This is a genomic window from Paracoccus lutimaris (genome assembly GCF_003337565.1).
GTDB lineage: Bacteria > Pseudomonadota > Alphaproteobacteria > Rhodobacterales > Rhodobacteraceae > Paracoccus > Paracoccus lutimaris.
Genome location: NZ_QPJL01000010.1, coordinates 89,579 through 111,214 on the forward strand (window position 1 = coordinate 89,579; position 21,636 = coordinate 111,214).

Below are 21,636 nucleotides of genomic sequence, written 5' to 3' on the forward strand. Positions count from 1 at the left end.
CATGAGCTATCTTGACTATCAGGTCGCCCAGACCCCGACCGGCTGGCGCAAGGTCTTTTTCCTGAACTGGCCCTTGGTCTTTCTGGTCGTGGCGGTCTGCTGCATCGGCTTTCTGATGCTCTATTCCGTCTCGGGCGGGAACCTTGACCAATGGGCTGGCCCGCAGATGGAGCGCTTTGCCGCCGGCATGGTGCTGATGATCGGGCTGGCCTTCGTGCCGATCTGGTTCTGGCGCTCGATCTCGGTCGTGTCTTACGCGATCTGCGTGCTCTTGCTGATCCTGGTCGAGGTGATGGGCCATGTCGGCATGGGCGCGCAGCGCTGGCTGGTGCTGGGGCCGATCCGCATCCAGCCATCCGAGCTGACCAAGGTCGCCTTCGTGATGACGCTGGCGGCTTATTACGACTGGCTGCCGGTGGAAAAGGTCTCGCGCCCGCTTTGGGTGCTGATCCCGGTCCTGCTGATATTGTTGCCGACGGGGCTGGTGCTGATGCAGCCCGACCTGGGCACCTCGATCATGCTGATCGCGGGGGGTGGGATCGTGATGTTCGTGGCCGGTGTCAGCCTGTGGTATTTCGCCGCCGTCATCGCCATCGTCGTCGCCGGGGTCACCGCCGTGATGGAAAGCCGGGGCACCGACTGGCAGCTTTTGCACGACTATCAGTTCAAGCGCATCGACACCTTCCTTGATCCGACATCGGACCCCTTGGGCGCGGGCTATAACATCGCGCAGGCGCAGATCGCGCTGGGATCGGGGGGCTGGTCGGGGCGCGGCTTCATGCAGGGCACGCAGTCGCGGCTGAACTTTCTGCCCGAAAAGCACACCGACTTCATCTTCACCTCGCTGGCCGAGGAATTCGGCTTTGTCGGCGCCTTTTCGCTTTTGATGCTGTATACGCTGATCCTGGGCTTTTGCCTGCATTCTGCGCTGACCAACCGCGACCGGTTCGCCAGCCTGATGACCATCGGCATCGCGGGCACCTTCTTTTTGTATTTCTCGATCAACATGGCGACGGTGATGGGGATGCTGCCGGCCAAGGGCTCCCCCCTGCCGCTGGTCAGCTATGGCGGCACCTCGCTGATGATCCTGCTGATGGCCTTTGGTATCGTGCAATCGGCCCATGTCCACCGGCCAAGGGGCTAGCGGATGCGGGTGTTCTTTGCCGCGCGCGCCGGGCTTTGGGACGCATGGGCGCCCGCGCTGCGCGCCGCCTGCCCGGAAATCGAGCTGACCCGCACCGGCGATCCCGCCAGTTTCGATGCGCTGATCTACGCCCCCGGCTTCCCCGAGGACGGAAGCGAGCTGGACTTTACCCCCTTTATCCGCGCCCGCCTTGTGCAAAGCCTGTGGGCCGGGGTCGAAAGGATCGTGACCAACCCAACCCTGACCCAGCCTCTGTGCCGCATGGTCGATCCGGGGCTGGCGCGCGGCATGGCGGAATATTGCACCGGCTGGGCAATGCGGGCGCATCTGGGCATGGATGCCTATGCGCAGGACGGGACATGGCGGCATGGCGCCGTGCCGCCGCTGGCCGCCAACCGCCGCATCACCATTCTGGGCATGGGCGAGCTGGGCCGCGCCTGTGCCACCGCCCTGACCGGCCTTGGTTTCGACGTCACCGGCTGGTCGCAATCGGGCCGTCCGGTCGCAGGCATCCCCACCCTGCCCGGCCCGGCGCTGCATCAGGCCTTGGCACGGGCCGAAATCCTGATCTGCCTTTTGCCCGACACGGCCCAGACGCAAGATCTGCTGAATGCCGACACTCTGGCCCTGCTGCCCCCGGGCGCCACGATCATCAATGCCGGGCGCGGCACGCTGATCGATGAGACAGCGCTGATCGCGGCCCTGGACAAGGGCCGCCCCGCCCATGCGGTGCTGGATGTGTTCCGCCATGAGCCCCTGCCCCCCGACCACCCCTTCTGGCGCCATCCCGGCGTCACCGTCACCCCCCATATCGCCGCCGAGACCCGGCCCACGACCGCAGCCCCGGTCGCCGCCGAGAACCTGCGCCGCGCCATGCGGGGTGAGCCGCTGCTTTACCTTGTCGACCGCAGCCGCGGCTACTGACCCCGCATAACTTGCGCAAGGCGTCCATGCAGGGAATAATCGGCCCAAACGCGGCCCAGCCCCGATCGGAGTATTGATATGGCGATTACCCCTGTTCTTCTGGCTGGCGGCTCGGGGACGCGGCTCTGGCCCGTCTCGCGCAAGAGCTTTCCCAAGCAATTCGCCCCCCTGATCGGCGAGGAAAGCCTGTTTCAGGCCTCGGCCCGGCGTCTCGCAGGGCCGCGCTACGGCGCGCCCTTGGTGATGACCAATGCCGATTTCCGCTTCATCGTGGCCGAGCAGCTTGACCAGATCCAGATCGACCCCGAAGCGATCCTGATCGAGCCGGCAGGCCGCAACACCGCCCCCGCCATCCTTGCGGCCGCACTACTGGCGGCCGAGCGCGACCCCGATGCGGTGCTGCTGGTCGCGCCCTCGGATCACGTCGTCCCCGATGCCGAGGGCTTTGGCCGCGCTGTCGATCTGGGCCTTTCGGCCGCAGAGGCGGGCCGCATCGTCACCTTCGGCATCACTCCGACACGGCCGGAAACCGGCTATGGTTATATGGAGGCCGAGGGCGAGGGTCAGGGGCCGCTGGTCCTGAAACGCTTTGTCGAAAAACCGAAAGCCGAGGATGCCGCGCGGATGATCGCGCAGGGCAATTACCTGTGGAATGGCGGCATCTTCCTGTTTGCCGCCCGCACCATGATCGAGGCCTTCAAGGCCCATGCCCCCGACTATCTGGCCCCCGTGCAGGCGGCGCTGACCGAGGCGCGGGCTGATCTGGGTTTCCTGCGCCTGGCGCCCGAGCCATGGGACCGCCTGCCCGACCTGTCGATCGACTATGCCGTTCTGGAAGCGGCAAAGAACCTGTCGGTCGTGCGCTATTCCGGCCATTGGTCGGATCTGGGCGGCTGGGATGCCGTCTGGCGCGAAACCCAGACCGACGCGCCAGCCGAGCGCGGCGCGGTGACGGATGCGCGCTCGACCGCCATCGATTGCGACAATGTGCTGCTGCGCTCGCAGGACGAGGGTATCGAGGTCGTCGGCATCGGCTTGCAGGACGTGATGGTCGTCGCCACCAATGACGCGGTGCTGGTCGCGGGCATGGACCGCGCGCAGGAGGTCCGCAGGGCGGTCAGCGCCCTCAAGGACAAGGGCGCGCGTCAGGCCGAGACCTTTCTGCGCGACCACCGCCCCTGGGGCTGGTTCGAGACCCTGGCTTTGGCAGACCGCTTTCAGGTCAAGCGCATCGTGGTGAACCCCGGCGCGGCGCTGTCGCTGCAATCGCATTTCCACCGCTCGGAGCACTGGATCGTGGTCTCGGGCACCGCCCGCGTGACCGTCGATGAGACGGTGACGCTGGTGACGGAAAACCAGTCGATCTATGTGCCGCTGGGCGCTGTCCACCGCATGGAAAACCCCGGCAAGGTGCCGATGGTGCTGATCGAGGTGCAGACCGGGGTCTATCTGGGCGAGGATGACATCGTGCGCTACGAGGATGTCTATTCGCGCGGCTGACCCCCGCGTCTGCCCTTTTCCTCGCGGCTTTGTGCAAGCTTGTTTCTTGCGCGCCCGTCCATGGCTGCTTAGTCATTCCTGACCATAAGCGGCCATAAGGTGCTGATATGAAATACCTGATCCCCGCCGCGCTGGCGCTGCTGGCGACATCGGCACAGGCTCAGGATCTGGTCGTGCAGCTTCGCGGGCCGGATCTGGCCGCGAATGCCGGCTATCTTCTGGCCGAGGCGCGGGGGCTTTACGCGCGGTCGGGGATCACGGTGACCTTGCTGCCCGCATCCGACGCGCCGGCCTTTGAGTCGCTCGCGCGGGGGCAGGCGGCGCTCAGCGTCGAATGGATGCCCACGGCACTGGTCGCGCGGGAAAACGGCTTGCCGGTGGTCAATATCGGTCAGGTCTTTGCCCGCCCCTCGTTGCGGCTGGCTTGCCGCGCGGATGCTGGCGTCACCGATGCCAGCCAGTTGCGCGGCAAGAGCGTGGCGAACTGGTTCTCCGGCGCCGAGTTTCCGCTGGCCGGCTGGCTGAACCGGGCGCAGGTTCCAGCGGATGCGATAACGCTGGTCCCGCAGGGCGACGGCGCCGAAATGCTGCGCCAGAAACAGGCCGATTGCGTCAGCGCCCGCAGCTTTGCCGTCGCGGGGCTTGAGGGCGCGACCCTGCTTGATCCCGCGACCCTGAACGCGGCGACCCTCGAGGACGGGATATACGCGCTGGATGGGGCGCTGACCGATCCGGCGATGCAGGAGCGCATGGCGCATTTCCTGCGCGCCAGCATGGAGGGCTGGCGCGCCGCCGCCGCCGATCCCGAAGGCACGGCCCGGCTGCTCATTGGCCCCGATCCCGACCCGGGCGCCCTGCAACGCCTGAGTGCTGCGCTGAGCGGCATCCCGGCCATCCTTGCCTCGGGCGCGCTCGAGGACGCGGCCTATCGCCGCACCGTCGAGACCCTGCGGGCGGGCGGCGCGGCGGCCGTGCTGAAACACGACCCCGAAAACGCCTTTACCCATGAGATCAGCGACATGGCCATGGCTGCAGCGCCGGGAACCGACGCGACGGCAGCCGCAAGGCCCCGGCCCTGAACCCCGGCGCTTGCCCCTTGCCCCGACACGCGACCGCGGGCATGAAGGCGCCATGTCACAGACCGAAACCGCCGAAAAACCGACCCGCCACAGCCTGATCGAGGACGCGCAGGGCATTGCCTATGGCAGCTTCATGGCCGCCGTGGGGGTGCAGCTGCTGACCCATCTGGGCTTTGTCACCGGCCAGACCGCCGGGCTGGCGATCCTGATCTCCTATGCCACGGGCTGGGGCTTCGGTCCGGTGTTTTTCGCCGTGAACCTGCCCTTTTACTGGCTGGGCTACAAGCGGCTGGGGCTGGCCTTCATGCTGAAATCGCTGATCGCCGTCACCCTGCTGTCGGTGCTGGTCGGCATCCTGCCCAAGGGGCTGGAATTCGGCCATGTGCATCCGCTGGTCGGCGCGATCCTTGTCGGTTTCCTGACCGGCTCGGCGCTGCTGGCGCTGTTCCGGCATGGCGCCTCGCTGGGCGGGATCGGGATCGTGGCGCTCTATCTGCAGGACAGGACCGGGTTTCGCGCCGGCTGGACGCAGATGATCTTTGACGCGGCGCTGTTTGCCTGCGCGCTCATGCTGCGCGACTGGCAGACCGTGGCCTGGTCATTCCTGGGCGCGCTGGTGCTGAACCTGGTGATCGCCATCAACCACCGGCGCGACCGTTACATCGTGTAAGGCGGCGCGGCCCTCAGGCCGCCACCCCCAGCGCGCGTTTGACATTCGCGGTCCAGCCCAGCAGGCGCTTTTCGCCCTCAAGGATCGCCGGGCGCTTCATCAGAGAGGGCTTCGCGCTGAGCATCTGCAGAGGCGTGCCCGCGCGTTCCGCCTCGGACATGGCGCGCCATGTCAGGCTGGCGCGGTTGACCAGCTTCTCGCCGAATTCCGCGATCATGGGCTGCCATTCCGCATCCGACAGCGGGGCTTTCGCCACGTCCCGGAACTCGACCTGCCAGCCCGCCGCCTCAAGCTCGGCCTGCGCCTTCTGGCAGGTCGAACAATGGCCAAGGCCATACATCTGCAATTGCCCCGCCATCAGATGATCGGCACCAACGGCACGTTGCAGGCGGCCAGCGCCAGCAATGCGGCAAGAGAGAGGATCAGTTTCAATTCAGGCTCCTTTCGGTCAGAGGTCACCTTTATGCGCCGTCGGGTCGGGCAAGGCTAGGGGTGGCCGTCATGCAGCCGCGCCTTGATCCGGCGCATCGCCAGCCAGACGCCAGCGATGACGATGGGCGTCAGTCCGGCGACCAGAACCGCCTTGTCGATCCCCAGCGCGCTGGCCAGCGGATATAGCGCATAGCCCGCCAGACCGACGGCGTAATAACTGATCGCCACCACCGACAGCCCCTCGACCGTATGTTGCAGCCGCAGTTGCAGGTCGGCGCGCTTGTCCATGCGCTGCATCAGCTCCTGGTTCTGGGCACTGCGCTGGACATCGACGCGGGTTCGCAGCAGATCGCCCGCGCGCTCGCTGCGATCCAGCATGGTCGCAAGCCGCTTTTCGGCCGATTTCGCCGTCCGCATCGCCGGCAGATAGCGCCGGGTCATGAACTCGGTCAGCATCTGCCCGCGCAGAAAGCGGCTTTCCCGAAGCGCGGTGACGCGGTCGCGCACGATGGCCTCATAGGCGGCGGTCGCGCCAAAGCGGAAGGCGTGCTGGGTCGCAGCACTTTCCAGCTGGGCGGAAACCGCAAGCAGCTCATGCAGCACCGCGTCTGCCGGCCGTGCCTCGTCGGTCATGCCCTGCACGATGTCGTTGAGCTGCGGCTCAAGCGCGTTCAGCTGTTCCGAGACGATGCGGGCGCGGCCATAGCCCAGCATGGACATGGCACGATAGGTCTCAAGCTCCAGCAGGCGCTGGACGATGCGGCCGATGCGGCCGGAATCGGTGCCGCGCTTGACGAAGACGGCAAAGCGCATCCAGCCCTCGGGGTCGATGCGGAAATCGCCCGCGACCACGGCGGCCTCCTCCAGCACCCAGACCGAGGTCAGGCTGTCCGAGGCGAACCAGTCTGAAAGCCGCGGCATGATCTCGGCCGGGTCGTCGGGCAGGAAATCGACCTGGATCATCACCGCCGCAACCCGCTTGCCATGCGACTGGCGCTGCCAGTCATCGGCGAAAATTGCCCCCGCCGAAGGGTCAAAGGGCCGGGGCGGCAGGCCGGGCATGAAGGCCGCATAGGTCACGAATTCGGTATGGCTTTCCCAGCGCAGCTGATAGCGGCCAAGCTGGGCGGCATGGTGGCCGACGCTGGGATCGGGTCGCGCGGCGCCGTGGCGGACGCACAGCTCGGCCAGATGCTCGACATCCTTGGCGCGGTCGCGATTGGCCGCGTCGCCGCGCTCTTTCAGCGCCAGATAGACGGCCGTGCACGGCGCCTCGAGCTGGGGCGAGGGCCGGGCATGCAGTTCGTTGACCAGCGCATAGCGCTGCGGATGTTCGTTCTGGTCGTTCATGGCCGAATGATTAGCTCCTGCCCCGATCGTCCCGCAACTGCAAATACCGGAAACTGCGCGCTGTTTGCGCAACCGGCGCCGGGCGTGCCTCCGGCGCATCAGACATTCGTGAAGGGGGGCCGCATTGCCCGCCCGACCGACAGCGGGCAGAATGGCGCAAAAGCACATGGCAAGGGGCAGAACGGATGACTTGGCTGGGACGGATCATTGCCATCGGGCTGTTGCTGGGATTGGCGGCCTGCGCGCCCAGCAAGTTCAAAAGCTATTCCGGGCCTCAGGTCACGCAGATCGTGGTCAACAAGGGCGCCCGCCAGATGCTGCTTTTGCACGGCAACACCGTGCTGAAGGCCTATCGCATCGGTCTGGGCAACGAACCCGTCGGCCACAAGCAGTTCGAGGGCGACGGCAAGACGCCCGAAGGGCTGTATTACATCGACCGCCGCAACCCCGAAAGCCGCTATCACCTGTCCATCGGTGTCTCCTATCCGAACCCGCAGGATTCGGCGCTGGCCGCATCGATGGGCCGCAGCGCCGGCAGCGACATCTTCATTCATGGCCAGGGCCCCGAGGGGCGCGTGCAGTCAAAGCAGAAGCTGGACTGGACCGCCGGCTGCATCGCCGTCACCGATGCCGAGGCCGAAGAGGTCTATGCCATGGTCCGGGACGGCACGCCGATTCTGATCGAGCCCTGATTCCCCCTGCAAAAGCCGGCATTTTCTGCCGGTAACGCCACGGCATCCGGCTTGAATCCGACCAACTTCGCGGGGCCGGCGGGGCAGACCTGTTCAAAATGGCATATGTAAATAAAGCGCGTTCGGGACTAAAAATCTGACTAATTCTGGTAACTTCCCGAGTGCATTGGCCCATGTATCTGCCGCCCATCATCAGCGATGCGCAGATCGATTCGATCGAGACCGAGGGCTATGTTCCGGGTTCGATAGAGAGCGTTCTTCGTTTTGGACCGCATTCGCGCTGGCGCGGCGGGGCCATCGTCGAAAGCTCGGCCAAACGCTCGCATGCCATGGCGACACGCTGCGCGCTGCTGATCCCGCGCAAGGGCAAGCGCGTGCGCATGCTGGCCCTGCATCCCGAACTGCCGACCGAAGTGATCAAATTCATGCTGAACGCGATCTGAACGCGGCGCGGCATGCTGCGCACAAATGTAAAAGGCGGGCCAGATGGCCCGCCTTTCGCATTCCCGCCCTGCCCGATCAGTCGATCATCGGCAGCAGCGCGTCGATGGATTTCTTGGCATCGCCATAGAACATGCGGGTGTTTTCCTTGTAAAACAGCGGGTTCTCGATCCCGGAATAGCCGGTGCCCTGCCCGCGTTTCGACACGAAGACCTGCTTTGCCTTCCAGACCTCGAGCACCGGCATGCCGGCGATGGGGCTGTTCGGGTCCTCTTGCGCGGCCGGGTTCACGATGTCGTTCGAGCCGATGACAATGGCCACGTCGGTATTCGGGAAGTCCTCGTTGATCTCGTCCATTTCCAGAACGATGTCATAGGGGACCTTTGCCTCGGCCAGAAGCACGTTCATATGGCCCGGCAGACGGCCCGCGACCGGGTGGATCGCAAAGCGCACATTCTTGCCCTTGGCGCGCAGCTTGCGGGTCAGTTCGGAAACCGACTGCTGGGCCTGCGCCACCGCCATGCCATAGCCCGGAACGATGATGATCTCATCGGCATCGTTCAGCGCCGCGGCCACGCTTTCGGCATCGATGGCGATCTGTTCGCCCTCGATGGCCATGGCCGGACCCGCCTCGCCGCCGAAGCCGCCAAGGATGACCGACACGAAATTGCGGTTCATCGCCTTGCACATGATATAGCTCAGGATCGCACCGGAGGAGCCGACCAGCGCACCGACCACGATCAGCAGGTCATTGCCCAGCGTGAAGCCGATGGCTGCAGCCGCCCAGCCCGAATAGCTGTTCAGCATCGAGACGACGACCGGCATGTCGGCGCCGCCAATGCCCATGATCAGGTGATAGCCGATGAAGAACGCGGCCAGCGTGATGATCGTCAGCCACAGGACCGGCGCACCGGTGGTGGCATAAAGGATCACCGCCAGCAGCGACAGCGCCGCCGCGCCGGCGTTAAGCATGTGCCCGCCGGGCAGTTTCTTCGGCTTGCCGTCGATCTTGCCCGCAAGCTTGCCAAAGGCCACGATCGAGCCGGTAAAGGTGACCGCACCGATGAAGATCCCCAGCGCCACCTCGACCTTGAGCATGGCGATTTCCGAGGGGGTCTTATGGGCCAGAACGGCGGCAAAGCCGTGGAATTCGGCCGCGGCATCGGCGGCCTTGGCGCGCAGCACGCGCGACAGCTCGAACTGGGCGTTGAAGCCGATCAGCACCGCGGCAAGGCCGACAAGGCTGTGCATGGCCGCGACCAGTTGCGGCATCTCGGTCATCTGGACGCGGTTGGCGACAACCCAGCCCGCCGCGCCGCCGATGGCCAGCATGATCAGCGTGATGCCCCAATTGCCATAGCCCGGCCCGATCAGCGTGGCGACGACGGCCAAGGCCATGGCGGCGATGCCATACCAGACCGCGCGCTTGGCGCTTTCCTGCCCCGAAAGCCCGCCCAAGGACAGGATGAACAGGACAGCGGCGACCACATAAGCGGCAGTGGTGAATCCGTATTCCATCATCCCCTCCTTACGACTTCTGGAACATGGCAAGCATCCGGCGCGTGACCAGGAAGCCGCCAAAGATGTTGACCCCGGCCATCAGCACCGACAGCGCCGCAAGGATCACCACGAGCCACGAGCCCGAGCCGATCTGCAGCAGTGCGCCGACGATGATGATCGACGAGATCGCATTGGTGATCGCCATCAGCGGCGTGTGCAGCGAATGGCTGACATTCCAGATCACCTGGAAGCCGACAAAGACCGACAGCACGAAGACGATGAAATGCGACAGGAACGAGGCCGGCGCGAACATGCCGACCAGCAGCATCAGCACCGCGCCCACGCCCAGCAGGGTGACCTGCGATTTGGTCTGCGCCTTGAACTCGGCCACTTCCTTGGCCCGGCGTTCCTCGGGCGTCAGTTCCTTGACCTTTTCCTTGGGCTTCTGCGCCGCGATGGCGGCGATTTTCGGCGGCGGCGGCGGCCAGGTCACGTCGCCGTCATAGGTGACGGTGGCGCCACGGATGACGTCATCCTCCATGTTCTGAACCAGAACGCCGTCCTTGCCGGGGGTCAGATCCGCCAGCATGTGGCGGACGTTGTTGCCGTAAAGTTCAGAGGCCTGCGCACCCATGCGCGAGGGGAAATCGGTATAGCCGATGATGACCACGCCGTTTTCGGTCACGATCCGCTCGTCGGGGACGGTCAGATCGCAGTTGCCGCCGCGCTCGGCCGCAAGGTCGACGATGACCGAGCCGGTCTTCATCGCCTCGACCATATCGGCGGTCCAGAGCTTGGGCGCATCGCGGCCCGGGATCAGCGCCGTGGTGATGACGATGTCCATCTGCGGCGCGAGTTCGCGGAATTTCTTCAGCTGCGCTTCGCGGAATTCGGGGCTTGAAGGCGCGGCATAGCCGCCGGTCGCAGCCCCGTCCGTCTGCTGTTCCTTGAAGTCCAGATAGACGAATTCGGCGCCCATCGACTCGATCTGCTCGGCAACCTCGGGGCGTACGTCAAAGGCATAGACCTGCGCGCCAAGACTGGTCGCGGCGCCGATGGCGGCCAGACCCGCAACGCCCGCGCCCACGATCAGCACCTTGGCCGGCGGCACCTTGCCCGCCGCCGTCACCTGCCCGGTGAAGAAGCGGCCGAAATTGTTCGCAGCCTCGATCACCGCGCGGTAGCCGGCGATATTGGCCATCGAGGACAGCGCATCCATCTTTTGCGCGCGCGAGATGCGCGGCACCATGTCCATGGCGATGGCGGTGACGCCCTGTTCGCGCGCCTTTTCAAGCAGTTCGGCGTTCTGCGCCGGATAGAAATAGGAAATCACCGTCTGGCCGCGCCGCATCTGGCCGATCTCGGCATCGCTTGGCGGGCGGACCTTGATCACCACGTCGGCCGCGCCAATCAGCGCGCCGGCATTGGCTTCGACCGCGACGCCCGCAGCCTCATAGGCGGCATCCGAGAATCCCGCGCGGACGCCCGCACCGGATTCGACATGGACCTCGTGGCCAAGCTTTTTCAGATGAGCCGCCGAGGATGGGGTGACGGCAACCCGCGCCTCCCCCTCGTAATTTTCTTTCAAAGCGCCGATCTTCACGAGGCGACCTCCTTATTAGCGTGCATCAGGACGTTCCATAGCATCGCGCAACAATCTTTCACAAGGCTGTGACGCGACGATCAAAGCGTTAAACTTACGCGACGTCAGCATCGTAGTCGCTGACCAAAAGATGAGTCGGGGATTCATCTTCGATCACATTGGCAAAGCGGCCGATGGGGGCGGCAAAGATATTGTCGGTCAGGTCGTCATTGACGGTCGAGACCTCGCCGATCAGGACCGGGCCGCCCTCGGCCCAGAATTCGTGCCAGTCGCCGGGACGCAGGGTGACGGATTCGCCCGGTTGCAGGCGCAGCACGCCGCCCGGCGCGATCTCGCGCGCAATGCCGTCGCAATCGACCCGCACCGGGGCATTGCGGTCCATCCGCCCCTGCGCGTCCGAGCCGCACAGCCGGATCGCAAGCGTCGCGCCCTTGCGGTTGATGATGTCCTCGGTCTTGATGACATGGGTGTGCATGGGGCTGATCTGGTTTTCCTGGCTGATCAGCAGCTTTTCGGCATAGACCATGCCGCGCCCGGCCTGCAGATCGGCCAGATTGCCGTTCCTCAACGTGAACAGGAACAGGCCCAGCTTGTCGAAATTGCCCTGTCCGTAATCGGTGATGTCCCAGCCAAGCCGGCCCTCGCGGATGGCGGGGGTGGCGCGGGCGCGAAACTCCTCGGGGCTCCAATGCGCAAAGGGCGGCAGGTGAAAGCCCGCATTGGCGATCATCTCGGCCGCCTCGGCCATGATCCGGTTGATGCGCGATCTTTGCATGAACGTTATCCCCTTAAATCCAGCGCCGGACGCGCGATCTGTAGTCTTCATAGGCCGGGCCGAAGGCGGCGGCAATCACAGCCTCCTCTTGGCGGATGAAGCGGTGTTCCAGAAGCAACGCAAAGCCCGGCACGACCAGCAGCCCGGCGGGCGCATCCAGCGCCAGCATCAGCCCCGCCAGCCCGATCAGATCGCCCAGATAGATCGGATTGCGCGAAAACCGGAACGGTCCGTTTGTGACCAGATGCTCGGGGCGCCGGCCCGGCATCACCGTGGTGCGCGCCGCCCGCATGGTCAGCGCCGCCCACAGCATCAGGCCAAGCGCCAGCGCGACAAGAAAAAGGCCGCCCCCCCGCATCGGGGGGGACGGCCCAAAGGGAAAGATCCGCCCCAGCGCAAGGCCAGCCAGCGCAAAGGGCAACAGCCAGACCTGCGGCAATGCCGTCAGTCCCGCAATAAATCGGGCGATCACCCGTGCGCCTGTTCCGCCTTGGCTTGCAGGCGGCGGGCATGCAGCACCGGCTCGGTATAGCCCGAGGGCTGGACGCGGCCCAGAAACACCAGATCGCAAGCGGCCTGGAAGGCCACGCCGTCAAAGCCCGGCGCCATCGGCCGATAGGCCGGATCGCCCGCGTTCTGGCGATCGACCACGGCGGCCATCTTGCGCATGGTGTCCATGACCTGGGTTTCGGTGATGATGCCGTGATGCAGCCAATTGGCCAGCGACTGCGCCGAGATGCGCAGCGTGGCGCGGTCCTCCATCAGGCCGACATCGTTGATATCGGGCACTTTCGAGCAGCCGACACCCTGATCGACCCAGCGCACGACATAGCCAAGGATGCCCTGGCAGTTGTTTTCCAGCTCGCGGGTGATTTCGGTATCGCTGTAATTGCGCCCCCCAGCCAGTGGCACGGTCAGCAGATCGTCCAGCCGCGCCGGACGCTCCAGCGCCGCGATCTCGGCCTGACGGGCATGGACATCGACCTTGTGATAATGGGTCGCGTGCAGGGTCGCGGCGGTCGGGCTGGGCACCCAGGCGGTATTGGCGCCCGACATCGGATGGCCGATCTTTTGCGTCAGCATGTCGGCCATGCGGTCGGGAATCGCCCACATGCCCTTGCCGATCTGCGCCTTGCCGGCCAGACCGCAGGCCAAACCGATATCGACGTTGCGATCCTCATAGGCGGAAATCCAGGGCTGCACCTTCATCTCGCCCTTGGCCAGCATCGCGCCCGCCTCCATAGAGGTATGGATCTCGTCGCCGGTGCGGTCCAGGAACCCGGTGTTGATGAAGGCCACGCGATGTTTCGCGGCGCGGATGCATTCCTTGAGATTGACGCTGGTGCGGCGCTCTTCGTCCATGATGCCCAGCTTGACGGTGTGGCGCGGCAGGCCCAGCACGTCCTCGACATGGTCAAAGATTTCGCTGGCGAAGGCCACTTCCTCGGGGCCGTGCATCTTGGGTTTCACCACATAGATCGAGCCGGTGACCGAGTTTCCGGCCCCCTCGCGGTCCAGATCGCGCTTGGCGCAAAGCGCGGTGATCGTGGCGTCCATCAGCCCTTCATAGACCTCGTGGCCATCGCGGTCGAGGATGGCGGGCGTGGTCATCAGATGGCCCACGTTGCGGATCAGCATCAGGGCGCGGCCCTTGTGGGTCACGCGGCTGCCATCGGGGGCGGTGAAGCTGACATCCGGGTTCAGGCGGCGGGTGAAGCTGGTTGCGCCCTTGGCGACCTCTTCGGTCAGGGTGCCATCCATCAGGCCCAGCCAGTTGCGGTAAGCCTGCGCCTTGTCGGCGCCATCGACGCAGGCGACCGAATCCTCGCAATCCATGATCGCCGACAGCGCCGATTCCAGCACGACATCGGAAATCCCGGCCTTGTCCTGCCCGCCCACCGGGGTCGAGCGGTCGATCACGATACGGATCAAAAGCCCGTTGTTGCGCAAATAGATATCCGAAGGCGTTGCGGCATCGCCATCATGACCGGCGAATTTCGCCGCATCCTTCAGCGCCGGGACCAGCGCGCTCGCATTGACGGAAAGCGCATCGATCTCGGCCCAGGAGCCCTGCGCCAAGGGCACGGCGGCATCCAGAAAATCGCGGCCCCAGGCGATCACGCGGGCGCCGCGCTCGGCGTCATAGCCCTTGCCCTGCGGCAGATCGCCCATGGCATCTGTGCCGTAAAGCGCATCGTAAAGACTGCCCCAGCGGGCATTCGCGGCATTCAGCGCATAGCGTGCATTGGTGATCGGCACCACCAGCTGCGGACCGGCGACGCTGGCAAATTCGGGATCAGTGGCCGGGGTCTCAAGGGCGAAATCCGGGCCTTCGGGCAGAAGATAGCCGATCTCGGTCAGGAAATCGCGATAGGCCGCGCGGTCGGGCGCGGCGCGATGGGCCAGGTGCCAGGCGTCAATGGCGGCCTGCAACTCATCGCGTTTTTCCAGCAGGGCGCGGTTGCGCGGGCCGAAGTCATGCAGCAGCTTCGACAGCCCTTCCCAGAATCGGCGGGGATCGACGCCGCTTCCCGGCAGCGCCTGCTGGTTGATGAAGGCGGCCAGCGTTTCATCGACCCGCAAACCAGCTTTTTCCACACGACCCATGGCATTTCCCCTTTTTCGATATTCCAAGACCGGCCAAATTTGTACACGGTGGTATGCCAAAGCCCGGCCTGTTTCAACCGGCCCGATCTTTCCGGAATCCAGAATTCAGAGCCGATCAGAAATTGAAAATCCGCCGCCCGGTCGAACCGGACGGCGGAGATGTCAGCCCATCTGCGGGATCAGTTGGTTGCGGGCGGCGGCGTCGTCGTCGCAGCGGGTGCCGGGGTTTCCTCGACCGTGATCGCGCTGTCCAGCGCCTGTTCGGCATTCTCGGCCGCGGCGCCCGCAGCCTCGACCGCGCTTTTGGCGGCATTTTCGGCGGCGGTGGCGGCCTCGCTTGCGGCTTTGGCGGCGTCTCCGGCCACGGTCGCGGCGGTGTCGGCAGCGGTCTGCACAGCCGCGCCGGCAGCAGTGCCAGCGGCTTCAGCGGCGTTCTCGGCAGCGGTCACGGCATTGCCGGCGGCCTCGGTCGCAGCATCGGCGGCGGTGCCCGCAGCGGCGGCAGCATCGCTTGCCGCAGCCCCGGCGGCAGCGCCAGCGGTCTCGGCGGCATTCTCGACTGCGGCGGCGGCATCACCGGCGGCACCCTCGACAGCGGCGGCGGCCTCGCTGGCCGCGTTCTCGACCGCGGTGGCCGGGGCCTCGGTGGTCGCTGCGGGCGCGGTGGTGGTCTCGGCCGGTGCGGTGGTGGTCACGGCGGGCTCTTCGCCGGTGGTGGTCGCGGCCTCGTCGCGGCCCATGAAATACTGCAGCACGAAATAGGCGATCGCCAAGGCCAGCAGGATCCCGATGATCAGCGGCAGCGGCGAGGCGCGACGCTCGACCGGCTCGACATAGGTCTCGGGCGCGGCGGGGCGATGGGGGTCGGTCGCGTCCGTGCGACGGGGATCGTTCGGGTCATAATTGGCCATTTGCCGTTCCTTCTTATTTAAAATCAGCACGTTGCGCTGGGACAAGCAAAGATCCGAAGCCCCGGCTTGCGACCCGCCTGTCCAGCGTCTAACACTTGGTTCTCGCACAAGTTCCCCGTGCGGCCAAATTTTTCATGCTGCGAGCCCTGTCCCATGACCGTGACGCAATATCTCGCCGACTGGCGCCCCTATCCCTTTGAGATCACCCAGACCCGGCTGGAATTCGACATTGCGCCAAGGGCCACGCGCGTCCGCTCTCAGATCGATTTCCGCCGCTTCGGTGCGGGCGATCTGGTGCTGGACGGGGCCGGGCTGCGCACGCTGTCCCTGACCATCGACGGGCGCGCCCTGCCCCTGGATCTGATCCGCGAAGACGATGAGCGGCTGGTTATCCCCGCCGCCGACCTGCCCGCAAGCTTCACCTTTGCCGCCGAGGTCGAGATCAACCCCGAGGCCAATACCGCGCTGGAGGGGCTCTATCTTTCCGGCGGCATGTTCTGCACCCAATGCGAGGCCGAAGGCTTTCGCCACATCACCTGGTATCCCGACCGGCCGGACGTGATGGCGCCGTTTCAGGTGACGATCAACTCCGACATGCCGGTGCTGCTCTCGAACGGCAATCCGGTCAGTCAGGCGCCGGGCCGTGCCGTCTGGCAGGACCCGTGGAAAAAGCCCGCCTATCTGTTTGCGCTGGTCGCCGGCGATTTGCGGGCGATTTCGGACAGCTTCACCACCATGTCTGGCCGCAAGGTGGCGCTGAATGTCTGGGTGCGCCCCGGCGACGAGGGGCGCGCCGGCTATGCGATGGAATCGCTGATCCGCTCGATGAAATGGGACGAAGAGGTCTATGGGCGCGAATATGATCTGGACGTCTTCAACATCGTCGCCGTCGATGATTTCAACATGGGCGCGATGGAGAACAAGGGGCTGAACATCTTCAACTCCAAGCTGGTTCTGGCCACAGCCGAGACCGCGACAGATGACGATTACGAACGCATCGAGGCCGTCATCGGCCATGAGTATTTCCACAACTGGACCGGCAACCGCATCACCTGCCGCGACTGGTTTCAGCTGTGCCTGAAGGAAGGGCTGACGGTGTTCCGCGACCAGCAGTTCACCAGCGACATGCGCTCGGCCGCGGTCAAGCGCATCCGTGACGTCCAGACCCTGCGCGCGCGCCAGTTCCGCGAGGATGCGGGGCCGCTCGCGCATCCGCCGCGCCCCGATCACTATCAGGAAATCAACAACTTCTACACCGCGACCGTCTATGAAAAGGGCGCCGAGGTCATCGGCATGCTGAAGCGGCTGGTCGGGGATGAGGGGTATCGCGCGGCGCTGGACCTCTATTTCGACCGCCATGACGGGCAGGCCTGCACGATCGAGGACTGGATCGCCGTATTCCAGGACGCCACGGGGCGTGATCTGACGCAGTTCAAGCGCTGGTATACCGACGCCGGCACCCCGCGCCTGACCCTGTCCGAGGATTGGGCGGAAGGCCGTCTGACGCTGAACTTCAGCCAGGACACCGCTCCGACGCCGGGACAGGCCGACAAGCCCGCCCGCGTCATTCCCATCGCGCTTGGCCTGATCGGTCCGAATGGCGACGAGGTGCTGCCAACGACGGTGCTGGAAATGACCGAACCCTCGCAAAGCTTCAGCTTCGACGGGCTTGGCGCGCGGCCGGTGGTATCCTTGTTGCGGGGGTTCTCGGCCCCGGTGACAGTCTCGCGCGAGATTTGTGCCACCGAACAGGCCCTGCTGCTGGCTCATGACACCGATCCTTACGCGCGCTGGCAGGCCGGCCACGATCTGGCGCTGGACGGGCTGATCGCCCGCGCCACCGGCCATGATGGCGGCGAGGAATTCAACCGCGCGCTGGCCGGCGTCCTGACTGACGCCACGGCCGACCCGGCCTTTGCCGCGCTTTGCCTTGTCCTGCCCGGCGAAGAGGAAATCGCCACCACCATCGCCGCGCGGGGCGCCATTCCCGACCCCGATGCCATCCATGCCGCGCGCCGGGCGCTGATGCTCGACATCGCGACCACGCATGAGCGCGCGCTGGCGCGGCTCTACGACGCGATGACCCAGACCGGCGACTATCGCCCGGATGCCGAGGGCGCCGCGCGGCGCAGCCTGCGTCTGGCTTGCCTGGCTTATCTCAGCCGGCTGGACGGGGGCGCCCGAGCCGAGGCGCTTTACAAAAGCGCGACCAACATGACCGAGCGTCAGGGTGCATTGGAGCAGCTGATCGCCACTGGCCGCGACAAGGACGCGCTGGCGGATTTCGCCGCCGAGTTCGGCGGCAACCGGCTGGTCATGGACAAGTGGTTCATGGTCCAGCCCCTGCGCACCGCCCCGGGCAATGCGGTGGCACGCACCCGCGAACTGGCCGCGCGTCCCGATTTCGACTGGAAGAACCCCAACCGCTTCCGCGCCCTGATCGGCGGGCTGACCGCCAATCATGCCGCTTTCCACGCCGCCGATGGCTCGGGCTACGACTTTCTGGCCGAATGGCTGATGCGGCTGGATCCGGTGAACCCGCAGACCACGGCGCGCATGTGCTCGGCCTTTGAGACGATCAGCCGCTATGACAGCGGCCGGCAGGCGCTGGCGCGTGCCGCGCTGGTGCGCATCGCCGCCCTGCCCGGCCTGTCGCGCAACACCGCCGAGATGGTGACGCGTATCCTTGCCGGTCCCGATCAGGGGCAATGATGCGCCCTTGCGGCCCTCATGCGGGCACGGCAATACTGCCCGCATGGATCCCCATGAGGACATGAAACGCCGTCTTGATCCGCTGATCGAAGAGCGGGCACCATGGCTGTTCTCAGGCCGGTGGCATCACGATCTGGCACGCCGCGCACTGATGCGGCTGTTGCGCTATCCGCGCACGCTGGAGCTTGCCGCCGAATATCGCGACCTGCCCACGGATGAGATCATGCGCCGCATCGCGCAGCTGATCCTGCACGACCTGACCGTCGAGGGGCTGGAACATATCCCGGCCAGCGGACCGGCGCTGATCGTCTCGAACCATCCGACGGGGATCGCCGACGGGATCGTGCTCAGCGCGGTGATCTCGGCCGTCCGGGACGATCTGTTCATCTATGCCAATCACGACATCCTGCGGATCTTGCCGCAATTCTCCAGCCTGATCGCGCCGGTGGAATGGCGGGTCGAAAAGCGCAGCCATGCCAAGACCCGCGCCACGATGGATTACACCCGAGAGGCGTTGCAGCGTGGCCGGATCGGGCTGATCTTTCCGTCCGGACGGCTGGCCAAGCGCAGGGGGGTAAAGCTCCACGAACGGCCCTGGATGGCAAGCGCGGCGATGATCGCGCGCAAGTTCGACGCGCCGATCATTCCCCTGCGCATCCGGGCACGGAACTCGTCGCTGTTCTATCTGCTTGACGCGATCCATCCGACGGTGCGGGATGTGACCCTGTTCGCCGAGGTCCTGAACAAGGCCAGCCAGCCCTTTCACATCACCATCGGCCCAGCCATCCAGCCCGCGACCCTGCCTGCACGCAGCGACGAGGCGATCTCGGTCCTGCGCGAGCAGGTCCTGGCCCTGCCCCCGCCCGGTGCAAGAGCCAGCCGCATGCAATCGCCGAACTGGCAGCGCCCGTCTTTCGGCAAGGCCGGATTGGATATTTAGATGAAGAAGAAAGACCAACGAAAGCACCCGAATGGCGCCCGGCCTGCTTCTTTCTTCTTCACATAAATATCCATGCGGCAGTGACGCAGGCGCAAGGCGCGCCGGTCACAGCACCATGTCGTCGCGATGGATCAGCGCCGCGCGGCCGGGATAGCCCAGGATCGCCGGAATGGCGTCGCTGCGATGGCCGGCAATGGCGCGGGTCTCGGTCGAGGAATAGCGCACGAGGCCCGAGGCCAGCCGTGCGCCCCGACCGTCGAGCACCACCACCGGATCGCCGCGCCCAAAGCGGCCCGTGACCGTGGTCACGCCCGCCGGCAGCAGCGATTTGCCCTGCCCCAGCGCCTGCGCCGCGCCGGCATCGACAGTGATCTCGCCCTTGGGTTTCATCGCCGCGATCCAGCGTTTGCGCGCCGCCTGCGGGTCGGTATCGGGCAGAAACCACGTCACCCGCGCGCCATCCGCCACCGCCGACAGCGGGTTGAGGACAGAACCCTCGGCAATCGCCATGGCGCAACCGCCCGCGACCGCCGTGCGCGCCGCCATCAGCTTGGTCTTCATCCCCCCTTTGCTGAGGCCCGAGACGGGATCGCCGCCCATAGCCTCGATCTCCGGAGTGATCTGTTCGACCACCGGCAAATGGCGGGCATCGGGGTCGGTCTTGGGGTTCGCGGTATAAAGCCCGTCCACATCAGAGAGCAGCAGCAGCTGATCGGCGCCGCAGGTCACCGCGATCTGTGCCGCCAGCCGGTCATTGTCGCCAAAGCGGATTTCATCCGTGGCGACGGTGTCGTTTTCATTGACGATGGGCACCGCGCCCATGCCCAGAAGCGTCTGCATGGTGGCGCGGCTGTTCAGATAGCGGCGCCGATCGCTGGTATCGTCGAGCGTCATCAAAAGCTGCGCGGTCTTGACGCCATGCGGGGCCAGCGCCTCTTCATAGGCGCGGGCAAGGCGGATCTGCCCGACAGCCGCAGCCGCCTGCGACTGCTCGACCCGCAAGGGGCCTGCGGGCAGTTCCAGCACCTGCCGCCCCAGCGCGATCGCGCCCGAGGAGACCAGCACCATATCCGTGCCCCGCGCCCGAGCTGACGCCACATCGTCACAGAGCGCACGCAGCCACTGGGCGCGCAACCCGTCCGGGCCAACCAGCAGCGCCGAGCCGATCTTGACCACCAGCCGCCTTGCGCGGCCCAGATCCGGGGTCACGGCTGCCACGATCCGCTGTCCTTTTCGGGGGCAGGCTGGCGCGAGGGCGAAATCCGGCCCCACAGCGCACGCAGCACCTCGGTCACGCCATCGCGCGAAACGCCCGACATCAGCAGCACCGGGCCGCCGGTCTCGGCCTCAAGCGCGGCCTTTTTCTCGGCGATTTCCTCGGGCAGGAGCGCGTCGATCTTGTTCAGCGCCGTCACGCGCGGCTTTTCGGCCAAAGCCGGGGAATAGGCGGCAAGCTCGGTCAGGATAGTGCGGGCATCGACCGCCACGTCCTCGGCCGTGCCATCGACCAGATGCAAGAGCACGCGCGAGCGTTCGACATGGCCCAGGAACTGATCGCCCAGGCCGCGCCCCTCAGAGGCGCCTTCGATCAGGCCGGGGATATCGGCGATGACGAATTCATGCCCGTCGACGCCGACCACGCCCAGATTGGGATGCAACGTCGTGAACGGGTAATCCGCGATCTTGGGCCGCGCGTTCGAGACGGCGGCCAGAAAGGTCGATTTCCCGGCATTGGGCAGGCCCAGCAGGCCCGCATCGGCGATCAGCTTGAGCCGCAGCCACAGCGTGCGCTCGATCCCCGGCAGGCCGGAATTGGCATTGCGTGGCGCCCGGTTGGTCGAGCTTTTGAAATGCAGGTTGCCGAAACCGCCATTGCCACCCTTGGCCAACAGCACGCGCTGACCCGGCGTGGTCAGGTCGGCGATCACCGTTTCCTGATCCTCGTCAAGGATCTCGGTCCCGACCGGCACGCGCAGGATCACATCGTCGCCCGAGGCGCCCGTGCGCTGCGAGCCCATGCCGTGCTGGCCGGATTTGGCAAAGAAATGCTGCTGAAAGCGGAAGTCGATCAGCGTGTTCAGCCCCTCGACCGCCTCGGCCCAGACATCGCCGCCGCGCCCGCCATCGCCGCCGTCGGGGCCGCCATATTCGATGAACTTCTCGCGGCGAAAGGACACGCAGCCCGCGCCTCCGCCGCCCGAGCGGACATAAACCTTGGCAAGATCGAGAAATTTCACGGCGGCATTCCTAGCGGCAGGGTTGGGCAAACTGTCGGATACGCGCTTGGGGCGCGCGGTTCAAGGGCGGCGTGACTTTCCCCCGCCGCGCGGCTAGACCGCAGGGCGAAACGCGCGGA

The 21,636-nt window shown here is 65.7% G+C and carries 19 protein-coding genes; 9 read left to right on the top strand and 10 right to left on the bottom strand.

Translation table 11 applies throughout. The features are described from left to right. The first annotated feature begins 1 nt into the window (after nucleotide 1). The 5 genes from rodA (at nucleotide 2) to DFP89_RS10895 (ending at nucleotide 5,317) form a co-directional block, all read left to right on the top strand. Nucleotides 2-1,144: a rod shape-determining protein RodA gene (rodA, locus tag DFP89_RS10875; RefSeq protein WP_114349411.1), complete on the top strand. Its 1,143-nt coding sequence runs from the start codon at nucleotides 2-4 to the stop codon at nucleotides 1,142-1,144. Between the two features lie 3 nt (nucleotides 1,145-1,147). Next, entirely contained in the window at nucleotides 1,148-2,068 is a 921-nt protein-coding gene (locus DFP89_RS10880) for a 2-hydroxyacid dehydrogenase (protein WP_114349412.1), read from the top strand. A 78-nt stretch (nucleotides 2,069-2,146) separates the two neighbouring features. Continuing rightward, nucleotides 2,147-3,568 (top strand): mannose-1-phosphate guanylyltransferase/mannose-6-phosphate isomerase, encoded by a 1,422-nt coding sequence (locus tag DFP89_RS10885; protein ID WP_114349413.1) that lies wholly within the window; start codon nucleotides 2,147-2,149, stop codon nucleotides 3,566-3,568. Nucleotides 3,569-3,675: 107 nt separating this feature from the next. After that, the gene (locus DFP89_RS10890; RefSeq protein ID WP_114349414.1) at nucleotides 3,676-4,647 is read left to right on the top strand and encodes an ABC transporter substrate-binding protein; all 972 of its coding nucleotides are present in this window, start codon (nucleotides 3,676-3,678) and stop codon (nucleotides 4,645-4,647) included. A gap of 52 nt (nucleotides 4,648-4,699) precedes the next feature. Next, nucleotides 4,700-5,317 (top strand): YitT family protein, encoded by a 618-nt coding sequence (locus tag DFP89_RS10895; protein WP_114349415.1) that lies wholly within the window; start codon nucleotides 4,700-4,702, stop codon nucleotides 5,315-5,317. 13 nt (nucleotides 5,318-5,330) lie between these two features. Here DFP89_RS10895 and DFP89_RS10900 read toward each other — a convergent pair whose 3' ends face one another. Then, on the bottom strand, nucleotides 5,331-5,675 hold the full coding sequence (locus DFP89_RS10900) for an arsenate reductase family protein (RefSeq protein ID WP_245948655.1): 345 nt from the start codon (nucleotides 5,673-5,675) through the stop codon (nucleotides 5,331-5,333). 128 nt (nucleotides 5,676-5,803) lie between these two features. Beyond that, entirely contained in the window at nucleotides 5,804-7,099 is a 1,296-nt protein-coding gene (locus tag DFP89_RS10905) for a DUF3422 family protein (protein WP_114349416.1), read from the bottom strand. 185 nt (nucleotides 7,100-7,284) lie between these two features. On the opposite strand from DFP89_RS10905, the gene DFP89_RS10910 reads away from it, so the two are divergent. Further along, complete coding sequence (locus DFP89_RS10910) at nucleotides 7,285-7,791, top strand: L,D-transpeptidase family protein (protein ID WP_114349417.1); 507 nt, start codon at nucleotides 7,285-7,287, stop codon at nucleotides 7,789-7,791. A gap of 173 nt (nucleotides 7,792-7,964) precedes the next feature. Continuing rightward, complete coding sequence (locus DFP89_RS10915) at nucleotides 7,965-8,234, top strand: hypothetical protein (RefSeq protein ID WP_114349418.1); 270 nt, start codon at nucleotides 7,965-7,967, stop codon at nucleotides 8,232-8,234. 76 nt (nucleotides 8,235-8,310) lie between these two features. On the opposite strand, the gene DFP89_RS10920 is transcribed toward DFP89_RS10915, so the two are convergent. From DFP89_RS10920 to DFP89_RS10945, 6 genes are all read right to left on the bottom strand, one after another. Further along, nucleotides 8,311-9,750, bottom strand: coding sequence for an NAD(P)(+) transhydrogenase (Re/Si-specific) subunit beta (locus DFP89_RS10920; protein ID WP_114349419.1), 1,440 nt, complete (start codon nucleotides 9,748-9,750; stop codon nucleotides 8,311-8,313). Between the two features lie 10 nt (nucleotides 9,751-9,760). After that, nucleotides 9,761-11,335, bottom strand: a complete 1,575-nt coding sequence (locus DFP89_RS10925; RefSeq protein ID WP_114349420.1) for a Re/Si-specific NAD(P)(+) transhydrogenase subunit alpha — start codon at nucleotides 11,333-11,335, stop codon at nucleotides 9,761-9,763. 94 nt (nucleotides 11,336-11,429) lie between these two features. Continuing rightward, on the bottom strand, nucleotides 11,430-12,110 hold the full coding sequence (locus tag DFP89_RS10930; RefSeq protein WP_114349421.1) for a D-lyxose/D-mannose family sugar isomerase: 681 nt from the start codon (nucleotides 12,108-12,110) through the stop codon (nucleotides 11,430-11,432). Nucleotides 12,111-12,123: 13 nt separating this feature from the next. Then, the gene (locus DFP89_RS10935; protein ID WP_245948657.1) at nucleotides 12,124-12,582 is read right to left on the bottom strand and encodes a methyltransferase family protein; all 459 of its coding nucleotides are present in this window, start codon (nucleotides 12,580-12,582) and stop codon (nucleotides 12,124-12,126) included. Next, nucleotides 12,579-14,717 carry a malate synthase G gene (locus DFP89_RS10940; RefSeq protein WP_114349422.1) on the bottom strand — a complete coding sequence of 713 codons (2,139 nt, stop codon included), beginning with the start codon at nucleotides 14,715-14,717 and terminating at the stop codon, nucleotides 12,579-12,581. The genes DFP89_RS10935 and DFP89_RS10940 overlap by 4 nt, the downstream gene beginning before the upstream one ends. Before the next feature lie 179 nt (nucleotides 14,718-14,896). Beyond that, nucleotides 14,897-15,628, bottom strand: coding sequence for a hypothetical protein (locus DFP89_RS10945; protein WP_114349423.1), 732 nt, complete (start codon nucleotides 15,626-15,628; stop codon nucleotides 14,897-14,899). Nucleotides 15,629-15,781: 153 nt separating this feature from the next. On the opposite strand from DFP89_RS10945, the gene pepN reads away from it, so the two are divergent. After that, nucleotides 15,782-18,340, top strand: a complete 2,559-nt coding sequence (gene pepN, locus DFP89_RS10950) for an aminopeptidase N (RefSeq protein WP_114349424.1) — start codon at nucleotides 15,782-15,784, stop codon at nucleotides 18,338-18,340. 61 nt (nucleotides 18,341-18,401) lie between these two features. Then, nucleotides 18,402-19,280 (top strand): 1-acyl-sn-glycerol-3-phosphate acyltransferase, encoded by an 879-nt coding sequence (locus DFP89_RS10955; RefSeq protein WP_245948659.1) that lies wholly within the window; start codon nucleotides 18,402-18,404, stop codon nucleotides 19,278-19,280. A 105-nt stretch (nucleotides 19,281-19,385) separates the two neighbouring features. On the opposite strand, the gene proB is transcribed toward DFP89_RS10955, so the two are convergent. Together proB and obgE are read right to left on the bottom strand one after the other, a co-directional pair. Then, nucleotides 19,386-20,498 (bottom strand): glutamate 5-kinase, encoded by a 1,113-nt coding sequence (gene proB, locus DFP89_RS10960; protein ID WP_114349426.1) that lies wholly within the window; start codon nucleotides 20,496-20,498, stop codon nucleotides 19,386-19,388. Then, nucleotides 20,486-21,517 carry a GTPase ObgE gene (obgE, locus tag DFP89_RS10965; protein ID WP_114349427.1) on the bottom strand — a complete coding sequence of 344 codons (1,032 nt, stop codon included), beginning with the start codon at nucleotides 21,515-21,517 and terminating at the stop codon, nucleotides 20,486-20,488. The genes proB and obgE overlap by 13 nt, the downstream gene beginning before the upstream one ends. Between the last annotated feature and the right edge of the window lie 119 nt (nucleotides 21,518-21,636).